Raw genomic sequence first — 13,447 nt, 5'->3', positions numbered from 1 at the left:
CCCTCGCGGGCGACGGCTCGGACCCATCTTCCGGCAGCGTTCCTCCACCGTGTAGGCATGTCCCGCCAGGGACGAAGCGCAAGGAACCCGTGTGACCATCACCGCCCTGACCTCGACGTCCCCCCGTTCGACCGCTCGCCGCGCCGTGCGCGGGGCCGCTCGCCGCCCCGCCGCGTCCGCCCTGGTCGTGCCCCCGCAGCTGCGGATCTCCGACGTGCCCGCCGCGGCGGTGTTCCGGGTGGCGTGCGCACAGGGACCCATCTCCCGTGACATCGCCGCGAAGGCCACCGGGCTGAGCACGGCCACCGTCAACCGTCAGGTCGCGGCACTGCTCGGGGAGGGCTTGCTCCGGGAACGAGCGGATCTCACCGCATCCGGTGTCGTCGGCCGGCCGCGGGTGCCGTTCGAGGTCAACCACGAGCCGTACCTCACGGTCGGTGTCCACATCGGAGCAGCGGTCACCGGAATCGTCGCCAGCGACCTGCGGGGACGCATCCTCGGCGCCGTCGAGATCCCGACCCCGCCCGGTCCGCAGGAACTCGCGCTGGCGCAGATCACCCGTAGTGCGCGGTTGTTCCTCGGGCGTTGGCACCGGCGGCGCCCGCTGTGGGTGGGGGTCGCGCTCGGTGGCCGGGTCGACGCCGCCTCGGGACGCGTCGATCACCCGAGGCTGGGTTGGTCCGACGCCCCGGTCGGCGATGTCATCGGCGGGGGGCTGGGACTGCCGGTCTCCGTTGCCGGGCACGTCGAGGCGATGGCCGCGTCCGAACTGCTGCTGGCGCCGCAACGGCCCGGCGACGGTGCCGCCACCGGCACCAGCCTGTACTTCTACACCCGCGAAACAGCCGGAGTCGCACTGACACTCGACGGCCGCGTGCACACGCCCTCGAGCGGACCCGGCTCGATCGCCCACCTTCCCACCGGCTCGGACGCCGTCTGCGTGTGCGGTGCCCGGGGTTGCCTCGAGGCGACCGTCAGCGATCGCGCCGTCACCGATGCGGCCGTCGACGCGGGCATCGTCGACTCGCGCGACGGCGGCATCGCGGGCGTCTACCGCGCCGCGGCGGCCGGTTCCCTCGCCGCGCACGAGTTGCTGGTCGAACGGGCTCGCGTGCTCGGCCGGACCGCGGCGATGCTGCACGACCTGTTCAACCCGGACCGCGTCATCCTCGGCGGTCAGGCGTTCACCGAGTACCCGGCGGGCGTACCGCACGTCGCGGAGGCGTTCTCGAAGACGTCGCGGCTGGCGCGCAAGGACATTCGCATCACCGGATTCGGTAACCGAGTCCAGGAGTTCGCCGCGGGAGTCGTCTCGCTCAGCTCCCTCCACTCCGATCCACTCACCTCTATTCGAAGGACTTCCGTTCAGTGAGCAAGACATCTCTTCACGTGGCCCTCGACCGGCGCACCTTCTTCCGCGGCGCCGGACTGACCGCTGTCGCGGTACTCGGGACCGGCCTGCTCGGTGCCTGCTCGTCCGCGGTCGGAGAGCAGAGCGCCGCCGCAACCGGGGCGGCGGAACCGGTGCGCGGAGGCACCCTCAAGGCCGGAATCGGCGAGGACGTCCTGCCGGCGACGTTCCTGACGAACACGTCCGGCGCGACGACGGTCATCGGCCTCGCCTACGACAGCCTGATCTCGTACCCGCACGACAAGGTCGAGCCGCAGCCGCGACTGGCGACCGGGTGGACACTCGCTCCCGACGGTCTCTCGCTCGCTCTCGACCTGCGTGACGACGTCACCTTCCACAGCGGGCGCCCCTTCACCTCGAAGGACGCCGAGTTCTCGATCCGCACCTACGCGGACCCCAAGTGGACCGCGCAGCTGCGGAGCACCGCCGCCGCGATCACCGGCTTCGACACCTCCGACCCGCACCGTCTGGTCCTGACGTTCGCGCATCCGCTGGGCAACGTCTTCGACCTGCTCGACACCGTCCCGATCCTCGACAGCGAGACCATCGACAAGCTGACGGCGGGCGAGGCGTTCATCGGCACCGGTCCCTTCAAGCTGACCGCTCGGGTGCCGAGTACGTCGCTGACGTTCGAGCGAAACGAGAACTACTGGATCCCGGAGCGGCCGTACCTCGACCGTGTCGAGGTGTCGATCATCCCCGACGCCCAGGCGCTGTTGAGCTCGCTGAAGTCCGGTCAGGTGCAGATCGTCAACGGCCTCAACTACCGCGACATCGAGACGATCGGGAAGACGGCCGGATACCAGGCAATTCCGCTCGAAGGTGCAGAGCTCGGCGTGTACGTGGGAACCAACGTCACCAATCCCGCGTTGTCCGACGTGCGGGTCCGGAAGGCGATCGCGCACGCACTGGACCGGGATCGCATCGTGAGCGAGGTGTTCCGCAGCTCGGGATACCCGGTGAACCTGCCGTGGCCGAAGTCGTCGCCGGCCTACGACGAGTCCCGCAACGCCACGTACAAGAGGGATGTCGCGAAGGCCAAGCAGGTCCTCGCGGAATCCGGTGTCGCGGTGCCGAACCTGACACTCTCCTACGGCGCGGGCAACCCGTTCTACGAGGCGACGGCGCAGATCGTCCAGGCGAACCTCGCCGAGATCGGGATTCCGACGACGCTCGATCCTCAGGAGTACGCGTCCTTCGTCAAGAACCTCATCGGTGCGCAGTTCCCGGGGCTGTGGGTGACGTTCCACTCCTGGGCGCAGTACGTCCCGTCGACGCTGACGGTCAGTGCGTACCCGTTCAACGCCCGCAAGAACGCGTCTCGCTTCGACAGCCCCGCGTACGTTGCCGCGGCGGACGCGGCCTGGCAGGTGCCGGACGGCTTCAGCGACCAGGCGGTCGACGCGTACGGCGCGGTCAGCGACCAGTTGCTCGAGAACCTCTTCCTGATCGAGGTCGGCGTCATCTACAACCAGTACGCCGCCGCGGCGGCCGTGCAGGACGTCGGGTGGACGAAGCGGTCCGAGATCCAGCTCACGAACACCTACCTGGCCTGACCCGAGAAAGGAGACCGCCGTGGTGCGTTATCTCGTGCATCGGGTGCCGTCCGCAGTCGCGGTCCTCGTGCTGGCCTCGTTGCTGATCTTCTTCGTCCTCCGGCTCGTCCCGGGCGATCCGGCGACCACGCTCGCGGGACCGGATGCGTCACCGGAATCGATTGCTGCCGTGCGGCACTCACTGGGACTCGACCGCTCGATCCCGGCCCAGTACATCGCCTGGATCGGGGGAGTGCTGACGTTCGACCTCGGTCGGTCGTACGTCCTCGGCGGCCAGATCGCCGATCTCGTCGGGGACGCCCTGCTGAACACGGTGGTCCTCACCGCGGCGGCCCTCGTGCTGGCGCTCGTGGTCAGTCTGGTGCTGTCGGTCGCGGTCGTGGTCTGGCCGACCCGGTGGCTGACCGGACTGGTCGGCGCGTTCAACACGCTCGCAGTCGCGCTGCCGACTTTCGTCACGGGGGTGTTGCTCGTCCTGCTGTTCGCGGTGCTGCTGCCACTGCTCCCGGCCGGCGGCGTCCCACCGGACGGGTTCTGGGCCAGGCCCGACATCTCCGTGCAGTACCTGGCGCTGCCGACCGTCTGCCTCGGCCTACCGGTCGCGGCCGCGCTCACCCGGTTCCTCACCGAGGCGCTGCGCACCGAGATGCGGCAGCCGTACATCCTCACGGCCCGGGCGCTCGGGGTGTCCCGGTGGAACCTGGTGACGCGCAGCGCACTCCGCAACGCACTGCCGACGATGCTCACCATCCTCGGACTGCAGACCGGTCAGCTGCTCGGCGGCGCCGTCCTCGTCGAGGCCATCTTCGCGTGGCCCGGCATCGGGCAACTGATCGAGCAGGGCATCAGCCGTCGCGACTACCCCGTGGTGCAGGTGCTGCTGCTGATCGCGGTGTCGGTGTTCGTGATCGTCCAACTCGCGACGGACGTCGCACACGCGTACCTGGATCCGCGGATCCGGATCGGAGGACAGTCGTGAGCGTGACCGGAACGGAAACCGGTGCCCTCGCCGAGGTCATCGCACCGGGTCGGGCGCTTCCCGACCCGCCCCGCCGGCGACGGCCGGTGGTCACCGCGCTTACTCGCGGGCAGGGACTCGTCGGTGTGCTGCTGGTCGCGGGCGTCACGCTCGCCGGGCTGTTGGCGCACTGGCTCGCGCCGTTCGACCCGAACCTCCAGATCCCGGGCGCCAACCTCCTCGGGCCGAGCGCGGAGCACTGGTTCGGCACCGACGAGGTCAACCGGGACGTGTACTCCCGCGTCCTGCACGGTATTCGGATCAACCTGCAGATCATCCTGATCGCGGTGCCGATCGGCGCGCTCGTCGGGTCGCTGCTCGGCCTGGTCTCCACGCTGCACCCGGCGGCGGACGTCGTCGCCCAGCGACTGTTCGACGTGGTGCTCGCATTTCCGGCGCTGATCCTGGCGATCGCGCTGGCCGCGATCGTCGGACCGGGCGCGCTGACCGTCGGCATCGTCATCGTCGTCGCCGAGATCCCGATGTTCGGCCGTACCGTCCGCACCCAGGTGCTCCGGATCCGGGAGCTGCCGTACGTGGAGGCCGCCGAGGTGATCGGTGCGTCCCGCTGGTGGACGCTGCGGACCCACGTGCTGCCCAACGCGTCCGAACCGCTGGCGGTGCAGCTGGCGCTGTCGATGTCGGTCGCGGTGTTCGTCGAGTCCGCGATGAGCTTCATCGGCATCGGGGTGCGGCCACCGGAGCCGTCGCTCGGGTCGATCGTCGCCGACGCCGTCCCCAACCTCGACGCCAACCCCATGTTCGCGATCGGCCCGCTCGTCGTCATCGCGGCGCTGGTGCTCGGCTTCCTGCTGATCGCCCAGGCCCTCGGGTCCGCCCGCCGCACCTGATCCCACCCCATGTCCGCCCCGACCACTCCCGACGGTGGGCGAATGTCACATCGTGCGCGTTGGACGCACCGAATGTGACATTGCGCCCACGGGGAAGGCAGCGGACGCACCGCCCGACAGGAGTACACGACGATGACCGAGAAGATCCTCGACATCGAGAACCTCACCATTCGGTTCGGCCCGGACGCCGAACCGGTGGTCACCGAGCTCGACCTGGCCGTCGCGGCCGGCGAGATCGTCGCGCTGGTCGGCGAATCGGGGTCCGGCAAGTCGATGACCGCGAAGGCCGTGCTGGGACTGCTCCCCGACGGTGCCGCGGCCACCGGGTCCGTTCGGCTCGGCGGCGACCAGATCGTCGGCGCCGCGGAACCCGAGCTCGCGCGACTGCGCGGGACGCGAGCCGCGATGGTCTTCCAGGAGCCGCAGACGGCGCTGAACCCGGTGCAGAAGGTGGGCTGGCAGATCGCGCAGGCGCTCCGGGCGCACGGCAGGATCTCCCGCGCCGACGCTCGCGCTCGCGCCGTGGAGCTGTTGCGGCTGGTGGAGATTCCCGACCCGGAACTGCGCGTCGACTGGTATCCGCACCAGCTGTCCGGCGGGCAGAAGCAGCGGGTGGTGATCGCCCTGGCGCTGTCCGGGAACCCGGACCTGCTCATCGCGGACGAGCCGACGACCGCCCTCGACGTGACGGTGCAGGCGGAGATCCTGACGCTGCTCCGAACGCTGCGTGACGAGCGGGGCACCGCGATCCTGCTGATCACCCACAACATGGGCGTGGTCGCGGACATCGCCGAGCGGGTCGTCGTGCTGCGCCACGGAAAGCTCGTCGAGGAGCGCGGCGTCCACGACCTGTTCGCCGCGCCGCGGGAGCGGTACACGAAGCAACTGCTGGCTGCGGTGCCGCGCCTTCCCGACGGTGAGGGCGATGTTCCGGTGGCCGAGGCGTCGGAAGGGGCGCCGGTCCTCGCGATCCGCGAGCTCGACGTGGTCTACCCGGCCCGGCTGGGCAACAAGGAGTTCCATGCGCTGCACTCGGTGAGCCTCGACGTCGCGGCGGGCGAGGTGCTCGGCCTGGTCGGCGAATCCGGTTCCGGCAAGACCACTCTCGGTCGTACCGCGCTCGGTGTCGTGAAGGCCACGTCCGGCACGGTCGCCTTCGACGGCACCGACCTGACGACGGTGTCCGCGCGCGACCTGCGCGCCCTGCGCCGCGGCATGGCGCTCGTGCACCAGGACCCGGCGGCGTCACTCGACCCGCGGCGGAGCATCGCCGACTCGATCGGAGAGCCCCTCGTGGTGCACCGCGCGGCCTCCGGCGCGTTGCTGCGGGCCCGCGTCGAGGAGCTGCTCGACTCGGTGCGGCTGCCGCGGGCGTTCGCCGACCGTCGGCCGTCGGAACTGTCCGGTGGACAGCGACAGCGGGTCGCGCTGGCACGGGCCCTGGCCCTCGCGCCGCGACTGCTCGTCGCCGACGAACCCACCAGCGCCCTCGACGTGTCGGTGCAGGCGGAGGTGCTGGAGTTGTTCGCCGACCTGCGGGAGGAGTACCGCTTCGCGTGCCTGTTCATCAGCCACGACCTCGCGGTGGTGCACCAGGTCGCCGATCGGGTGGCGGTGCTCCGCCACGGCGCGGTCGTCGAGAGCGGTCCCACCGCGGATGTGTTCGGCCGTCCCCGCGACGAGTACACGCGCGGACTGCTGGCGGCGGTACCCGCGCCGGATCCCGAGGTGCAGCGTCGGCGTCGCGAGGGGGAGTCGGTGGCGCTGTCGGCGGTCGGCTGAGCCGACGATTCTCGAGCGGTCGGCTGAGACGGCTGCGGTGACGGCCGAGGTTTCAGCGGCCCGCCTGCGACGCTGCGGCGGTCGCGCTCAGGTCCGCCATGGTCAGCGGGCGCGCGGGAGGGTGGTCGACGACGGTCTCGCGGGTGACGGTCAGGTCTTCCGCGACGTGCAGCAGTTCGCCCGATGCCAGGGGAGTCCAGCCGGGGTTCTCGTCCATCGGTTCGCTGGCCACGACGACGGCGGGTGCCGCCGCGAGGTCCCCGGACCGGACGCGGACGGTGCCTGCCGCGCTCGCGTGTTCCAGGTGGCGGCCGTTGTCGCGCCCGCGTTCGAGGACGAACAGTTCGTGGGTGTCGGGGTAGCGCACCGCCCACATCTCGGTCGCGGTGGTCAGCACCAGGTTCGCGGCGAGCACCGGCACCTCGTCGGCCACCCACCGGAGTGCGTCGCCGATGCCTGCGGTGACGTCGCCGCGGGCCTCGACGTACTTCGTGATCAGCGCGAACAGGCGTTCGGAGTCGGTGTCGCCGTGGACGAGTGAGCGGTACGGCCCGAGCTCGGCGTCCAGCTTCGGCAGGTCCTCGAGGACGCCGTTGTGTGCGAAGATCCGACCGCGTTGGGTGAACGGGTGGGTGTTGGCGTCGGTGAGTCCGCCGGTCGACGCGTAGCGGATGTGCGCGACGAAGGTCGTCGACTCCCGTTCGCGGGCCTCCGTCGCGAACGCCGGATCCCGGTAGGCGGCCGTCGGCTGCTTCTCGATCAGGGGCTCACCGCTCGCGGTGAAGGTGCCGAGGCCGGTGCCGTCCGGTTCGCGCCTGCTCTGCACGGCGAGGCTGTCGGAGGCGTCGAGCAGCCAGAACGTGGCGCGCACCCGGTCCGGAGCACTGGACATAGCGAACAGCCGGCACATGCCTCCACGGTAGGAGCGGGCCTCTGCCGGTGCATCTCGGGCGCGGGATCCAGCCGGGCAACGGTCCGCCGCGACGGCCGGAAAATCGGTTGCCGAGGCTGTTAGCGTGGTTTCAGTGGTGACCATCGGGGTCATGCTCTCGAGACCGAACGAGGTGGGTCGATGACTGTCGTGGCGACGGCTGCCGTGTGCAGCGCCCGATTCATCCCCCTCTCCCGGGTCTCGTCCTGATCAACGCCGACCGTTCTCGGACTCTCCGGAGTCCTCGGTGGAGCGTGCGTCGCACGGGACCCCTTCACAAAGGTCTCCGACATGTTTCACAACCCTGCTTCCGAGCACGTTTCTCCTGAAAACACAACGACTCTCACCGACTTCGGCTGGGACGACGAGCGCGATCGTTCCTTCACCGACCACCGGGCGTCCGGGCTGATTCCCGGCCGGATCGTGCGTGCCGAACGTGGCCGGTGCCAGGTCGTCACCGAATCCGGAACGGTGCGGGCGGTGGTCGATCCACGGTCGTGCGCCGAGGACCGACTGACGCCGTGCACCGGTGACTGGGTGGCGGTCCGGCCGGCCACCGCGACCGACTCCGCCGCCGTCGTGGAGGTCCTGGAGCGGCGGACCGCCGTCGTTCGTTCCAGCGCGTCGCGCAGTTCGGACAGCCAGGTCCTGGCCGCGAACGTCGATACCGTCGCGGTGGTCGTGTCCCTCGCGGACCCGGTCCGGCACGGGCGGATCGAGCGGATGCTGGCTCTCGCCTGGGAAAGCGGTGCCGTACCGGTGGTGGTGCTCACCAAGGCCGACCGGTGCGCCGACCCCGGCTCGGCGGCGGCCGAGGTGGTCGCGGTGGCGCCGGGGGCGCAGGTCCTGGTCACCAGCGCCGCCACGGGTGACGGACTGGACGACCTCGTCGCCGCCGTGTCCGGGACGGTCGTCCTTCTCGGTCCGTCGGGTGCGGGCAAGTCCACACTGGGCAACCGTCTGCTGGGCGAGGACCTCCTCGAGACCGGCGCGGTGCGGGCGAGCGACGGCAAGGGCAGGCACACCACCGTGTGGCGTGAGCTCCTGCCCCTGCCTCACGGCGGCGTCCTGCTGGACACCCCCGGCCTGCGCGGCGTGGGACTACACGACGTCGAGGAGGGTCTGGGCCAGACCTTCGCCGAGATCACCGACCTCGCCGAGGAGTGTCGTTTCGCCGACTGCGCGCACGTCGCGGAGCCGGGCTGCGCCGTCCTGGCGGCTGTCGAAGAGGGGCGCCTGACCAGCCGTCGCCTCGACAGCTACCACCGGTTGCAGCGGGAGAACGCACATGCCGCGGCCCGGACGGACGCCCGCCTGCGCGCCGAGCTGGAGCGGCCGAGGAAGCAGGTCTCACGCCTGATCCGGTCCATGAAACAGGGCCCGAACTTCAAGGGGTGACGTCTCTGTGCGCACTTCTGGTAGCTCCCACTACCAAGAAGGCGCACAGGCGGCGGCAGTCAGGAGGTGAAGGGGCGGGCATCCACTGCGTCAGGATGCTCGCCCCGCCGGACGACTTCGGCCTGCGCACGGTCCAGACCGCCGTGCTCGAGCCCGGCGACGACGCTCGTCCCGGCCCACCACTCGCGGCCGTCGCGGCGGACCCGCACCTCCATCCGTCCGCCGAGGTGTTCGATCGCGCCTGCGATGTTGCGGCGTTCGGCCGGCAGCGGCACAGGCAGAACGTGCGCGTTCCCGAGCGGCCCGCTCGCATCGACCTCGACGCTCCACCGTGCGCTGCGCGCACGCAGGGACCAGGTCTCGTCGGTGACCGTCGCGCGGACCAGCGCCACCGGCGGACACAGTCGCAGTACTCGGCCGCCGGGCAGTCGGACGATCAGTGAGGTGACCTCCGCGCGGAGCGGTCCGGCCGTCACCTCGCCGCCCGCGAAGGCGACGCAGGCGTCCGGATCGTCGAACCCGTGCGCCTGCCCCCACCACCAGGAGTCGGGGAATCCGCCCTTGCCCCAGTTCTTCTCGGCGTACACCTGGGAACCGGTCAGGTCGATTCGCTCGTCGCCGACGACTGTGGACCCGACTGCGCGGCCGCCGAGCAGCCACGGATGCCAGTACTGATTCAGTGCCGGGACGGCGTGAAAGACGCTGGAACCGCCGAACGTCCGATGCGGCCAGGGTGTCGGGTCGGCGACGGTGACGTCGAGGAGGGCGTCCGGCCCGAGGTCCATCCGTACGTGACGGGGATCGGCCGTGAATGCGTCGCCGGCGGTCGCGCCGAACACGACCTCGTCGGCACCCGCGACGGGGTGCGCGACGGTGCGGACGAAACCGCTCGGGTGCGCGATCAGGCCGAGTGTCGCCCAGTGCCCGGTGGGGGAGCGGTTCACGCCGCACAGCGCCACCACCACGGCGCCGTCCGGGCGGGTGAAGCGCCAGAAGTAGCCCTCCATCGCGACGTCGTGCGCGCGGCGCGGATCACCCAACGGGAGGTCGGCTCCCGTCCGGCGGTATGCGGCGAGCAGGCTCGGCATGGACACAACGGTAGGCGCTCGCGCGCACTCCGGCAGAGTGCGCGCGAGCGCCGGTCGGTGAACGGGGGTCAGGACGCGAAGCCGGGGAAGCGGTCCGGGACGTCGACGACGGAGAAGTGCGAGGCGTCGCCGGTGCGGATGCGGCTGGTGGCACCGTCCACCGAGACCGGAACGTCGCCGGCGAGGGTCACCCGGTGCACGCTGCGCTTGTGCGTCCCGTAGTCGGCGATGCCGTAGTGCTGGGTGGCGCGGTTGTCCCAGATGACGAGGTCGCCGGGGGTCCACGCCCAGCGCAGGGTGTTCTCCAGGCGGGTGATCCGGTTCTGCAGCAGCTGGAAGAGTGCCGCGGACTCGTCGTTCTTGAGACCGACGAAGTTCTTCACGAAATGCCCGACGAGCAGGCTCTTCTCGCCGGTCTCGGGGTGCACGCGGACGACGGGGTGCTCGGTCTCGAAGACCAGGCGGGTGAACTCCTTCATCCGCTCGTCGCGGGCAGCGGAGGCGGCCCGGTCCGCGTGCACTCCCGCGTAGTCGTACTCGTTGCTGTGCACGGCCCAGAGGTTGTCGACGAGCGCCTTCAGCGGGGCGGGAAGCTGGTCGTAGGCGGCGGTGGTGGACGCCCAGGTGGTGGCGCCGCCGTAGGGCGGAATGTTGACCGCACGCAGGATCGACGCCTTCGGGATGCGGTCGATGAAGGTGACGTCGGTGTGCCAGCTGTTGGCGGCGCCTTCGATGACCAGGGTGCGGTTGTCCGCGGACGTCAGCGTCGGGTGGGTGGTCGTCGGCGAACCGAGGGTGCGGGCGAAGTCGTACTGGATCTCGTCGGTGAGGTGGTGCTGTCCGCGGAAAACGACGACCTTGTGCGCGGCGAGGGCGTAGCGGATCGCGTACGCGGTCTCGGCGGAGATGTCGCCGCCCGTCTGGACGCCCTCGATCAGGGCGCCGATGTTCTCGCCCAGCTTGCTGACCGTGATGCCGCCTGCGGCGTAGATGCCCTCGGCAGTGTCCGGTCGAATCTCGGTGGTGGTCAAGGCTTCTCCTCGGATGAATGTGGGTCGGGTGGAACCGGGTCGGTGCCGCTCCGATGCGCTGATGACGACGAAAGTAAGCGGGTGGTGTTAATTCGGGAACCGATCGGATCGGGCTGCGTGAATTCGTTGACCGAGAGCACTCGGGTCCGATAGGGAAGGCGTCATGGTGACCCTCCCAACGGCGCGGCGCGGCCGCTACATCTCCGGCGAGCAGACCCGCGTACTGCTGATCGAGACGGCGGAGCGGCTGTTCGCCGCCAGCGGCTACGAGGGCGTCACCCTCGCCGACATCCGCGGTGCGGCGCGGCAGGGCAACGCGTCGGTGATCCGCTACTACTTCGGCACCAAGGAGGACCTGCTGCGGGCGATCTTCGAACATCGACTCCCGGCCATCAGCGCGGAGCGCACCGCGCTCATGACGGCGGTGCCGGGCGGGCTCTCGACACGGGACGCCCTGTGGGCGCTGCTGCGACCACTGGTGTCGTGTCTGGAGAACGGATTTCACTACGTCGGCCTGCTCGACCGGCTGCTCGACGCAGGCATCCTGGCCGACGCGTTCGCCACGGCGGACCCGTCGCTGACAGCGAGCGCGCACATCGTCGACGAGGCGCTCCGCGCGGCGCTGCCCGGAATCCCCGAACACGTGCGCGGCGTCCGCATCCGGATGGTCTACGAGAGCGCACTGCGCACCCTGGCCCGCTACGACCGCACCGGGACGGCACCGACACCGAGCGAGCTCGAGATGTACGTCGACGCCTGGGAGGGGATGCTGCGCGCACGGTCACCGCGGCATCCGTGACCGGACGGTCCCCGGGCCGGGCTTCGGCAGGGGGAGCGCAGCGCCTACGGTGGCGGCATGGCACTTCGCGAAGCATTCGGCATCGACGGCACCTCGCTCGTCTACCGCGTCACCGGACCCGAGGGTGGGCAGCCCCTGGTGCTGCTGCACGGCTGGGCGCAGTCGATGAACTGCTGGGGCGCGGGCGTCCTCGACGCGCTCGCCGCGCGATACCGGGTGATCGCCGTCGACCTGCGTGGACACGGGTACTCGGGCGCACCGGAGTCGGGCTACGACGACTCGAAGATCTGGGCCGGCGACGTCGCCGCGATCCTCGCCGCGGAGGGCGTCGAGCATGACGCCGTTCTCGTCGGCTGGTCGTACGGCGGGCTCGTGATCGCCGACTACCTGGCCGAATGCGGCACCGATGCGGTCGCCGGGATCGTCCTCGTCGGCGCGATCACGAGCATCGGGCGCGGGCAGAAGGGCGGTCGGGTCGGGTCGTCGATGCGCGAGGCCATGCCGGGCGCGCTGTCGGAGAACCCGCGCGAGGCAATCAAGGCACTCGGCAGCTTCGGGAACGCGCTGACCGGTGAGACCGAGGGCGTCGGCGCACAGTCGCAGGCACTGTTCGGTGCGAGCCTGTCGACGCCGCCGCGGGTGCGTGCCGCCCTGTTCGGTCGTGAGGTCGCGCACGACGACGTCCTCGCCGCCCTCGACGTCCCGGCGCTCGTCATCCACGGCACCGTGGATCGCGTCGTCGACGTGTCCGCGGGACGGCATGCAGCAGAACTGATTCCGAACGCCACCGCATCCATCTGGGACGGCGTCGACCACGGACCGTTCGTGGAGGACCCGGAGCGGTTCGTTGCCGAGGTGAGCGCGTTCGTCGACGGACTGGGCTGACCTCCGCCTGGCGCACACGGGGGAAGGGCCCCACCGGATTTCTCCGGTGGGGCCCTTCCCCTGTTGTTTCAGTGTGCGGTCAGGTCCGGATTACGACGCGAACAGGCTGGCGACCGATCCGGCGCCGTCGCCGTCACCCGGGGTGCCCGCAGGCGCGACGGTGACGTCCTTGGTGACGGTCATCGCGTTGCCGTCGACCACGACCTCGGCGGTCAGCGTCTGGCCACCCTCGGCCGGGATCCACTGGCAGGTCGCGGTGCCGTTCTCCGCGACGGTGGTGGTGCACACCGTCGTGGTGCCGACCTTGACCGTTACGGGAGCACCCGCATCGGCGCCGGTGACCGTGATCGTCGCCTCGGTCCCCGCGACCAGCGAGGCCGGGGCCACGGTGATCACAGCGCTGCCGGACGGAACCTCGGTCACGTCGACGGTGATCGGTGCGGAGGCGGGGCTGGTGCCGATGTTGTTGGCGGCGACCGCGGTCACGGTGAGGGCGCCTGCGGTGTCGGTGGTGATGTCGCAGGCGAAGTTGCCGTTGTTGTCGGCGACGGTGGTGCAGGTCTTGCTGCCGGCGGTGACGGTGACGTCGGTGCCTGCGTCGGCCTTGCCGGTGATGGTGACGGTGCTGCCTGCGGTGACGGTGGCCGGGGTGGCGACCAGGTTGGTGGGTGCGCCGGGTGCGGTCGGTGCCGGGGTG

General features: G+C 70.6%; 11 protein-coding genes and 1 pseudogene. 8 read left to right on the top strand and 4 right to left on the bottom strand.

Going from position 1 to position 13,447, the window contains the following annotated elements; genetic code table 11:
• The first annotated feature begins 91 nt into the window (after positions 1-91).
• From ACFSJG_RS22980 to ACFSJG_RS22960, 5 genes are all read left to right on the top strand, one after another.
• Entirely contained in the window at positions 92-1,372 is a 1,281-nt protein-coding gene (locus ACFSJG_RS22980) for an ROK family transcriptional regulator (RefSeq protein WP_378487540.1), read from the top strand.
• A complete protein-coding gene (locus ACFSJG_RS22975; RefSeq protein ID WP_378487539.1) occupies positions 1,369-2,967 on the top strand; it encodes an ABC transporter substrate-binding protein in 1,599 nt (532 codons plus the stop codon). Before ACFSJG_RS22980 ends, ACFSJG_RS22975 begins: the two co-directional genes overlap by 4 nt.
• A 19-nt stretch (positions 2,968-2,986) precedes the next feature.
• Positions 2,987-3,946, top strand: coding sequence for an ABC transporter permease (locus ACFSJG_RS22970; protein WP_378487538.1), 960 nt, complete (start codon positions 2,987-2,989; stop codon positions 3,944-3,946).
• Positions 3,947-3,948: 2 nt separating this feature from the next.
• Positions 3,949-4,836, top strand: coding sequence for an ABC transporter permease (locus ACFSJG_RS22965; RefSeq protein ID WP_378487537.1), 888 nt, complete (start codon positions 3,949-3,951; stop codon positions 4,834-4,836).
• A gap of 132 nt (positions 4,837-4,968) precedes the next feature.
• A complete protein-coding gene (locus tag ACFSJG_RS22960; RefSeq protein ID WP_378487536.1) occupies positions 4,969-6,618 on the top strand; it encodes a dipeptide ABC transporter ATP-binding protein in 1,650 nt (549 codons plus the stop codon).
• A 52-nt stretch (positions 6,619-6,670) separates the two neighbouring features.
• Here ACFSJG_RS22960 and ACFSJG_RS22955 read toward each other — a convergent pair whose 3' ends face one another.
• Complete coding sequence (locus ACFSJG_RS22955; protein WP_378487535.1) at positions 6,671-7,528, bottom strand: class II glutamine amidotransferase; 858 nt, start codon at positions 7,526-7,528, stop codon at positions 6,671-6,673.
• Between the two features lie 312 nt (positions 7,529-7,840).
• On the opposite strand from ACFSJG_RS22955, the gene rsgA reads away from it, so the two are divergent.
• Positions 7,841-8,947, top strand: coding sequence for a ribosome small subunit-dependent GTPase A (gene rsgA / locus ACFSJG_RS22950; RefSeq protein ID WP_378487534.1), 1,107 nt, complete (start codon positions 7,841-7,843; stop codon positions 8,945-8,947).
• 59 nt (positions 8,948-9,006) lie between these two features.
• Here rsgA and ACFSJG_RS22945 read toward each other — a convergent pair whose 3' ends face one another.
• Together ACFSJG_RS22945 and ACFSJG_RS22940 are read right to left on the bottom strand one after the other, a co-directional pair.
• Positions 9,007-10,035: a tocopherol cyclase family protein gene (locus ACFSJG_RS22945; RefSeq protein ID WP_378487533.1), complete on the bottom strand. Its 1,029-nt coding sequence runs from the start codon at positions 10,033-10,035 to the stop codon at positions 9,007-9,009.
• 68 nt (positions 10,036-10,103) lie between these two features.
• Entirely contained in the window at positions 10,104-11,066 is a 963-nt protein-coding gene (locus ACFSJG_RS22940) for a TauD/TfdA dioxygenase family protein (protein ID WP_378487532.1), read from the bottom strand.
• 163 nt (positions 11,067-11,229) lie between these two features.
• Here ACFSJG_RS22940 and ACFSJG_RS22935 point away from each other — a divergent pair, with 163 nt between their 5' ends.
• The gene (locus tag ACFSJG_RS22935) at positions 11,230-11,865 is read left to right on the top strand and encodes a TetR/AcrR family transcriptional regulator (protein WP_378487531.1); all 636 of its coding nucleotides are present in this window, start codon (positions 11,230-11,232) and stop codon (positions 11,863-11,865) included.
• Positions 11,866-11,922: 57 nt separating this feature from the next.
• The gene (locus ACFSJG_RS22930) at positions 11,923-12,750 is read left to right on the top strand and encodes an alpha/beta fold hydrolase (protein ID WP_378487530.1); all 828 of its coding nucleotides are present in this window, start codon (positions 11,923-11,925) and stop codon (positions 12,748-12,750) included.
• A gap of 90 nt (positions 12,751-12,840) precedes the next feature.
• Here the strand turns inward: ACFSJG_RS22930 and ACFSJG_RS22925 are convergent.
• Positions 12,841-13,447 (bottom strand): annotated as a pseudogene (locus ACFSJG_RS22925) (Ig-like domain-containing protein); the annotation flags it as partial.

The organism is Rhodococcus gannanensis, from assembly GCF_042681175.1.
GTDB classification, from domain to species: Bacteria; Actinomycetota; Actinomycetes; order Mycobacteriales; family Mycobacteriaceae; genus Rhodococcus_G; species Rhodococcus_G gannanensis.
The sequence above is the reverse complement of the archived record's forward strand: the minus strand, read 5'-3'. Positions and strand labels throughout refer to the sequence as shown.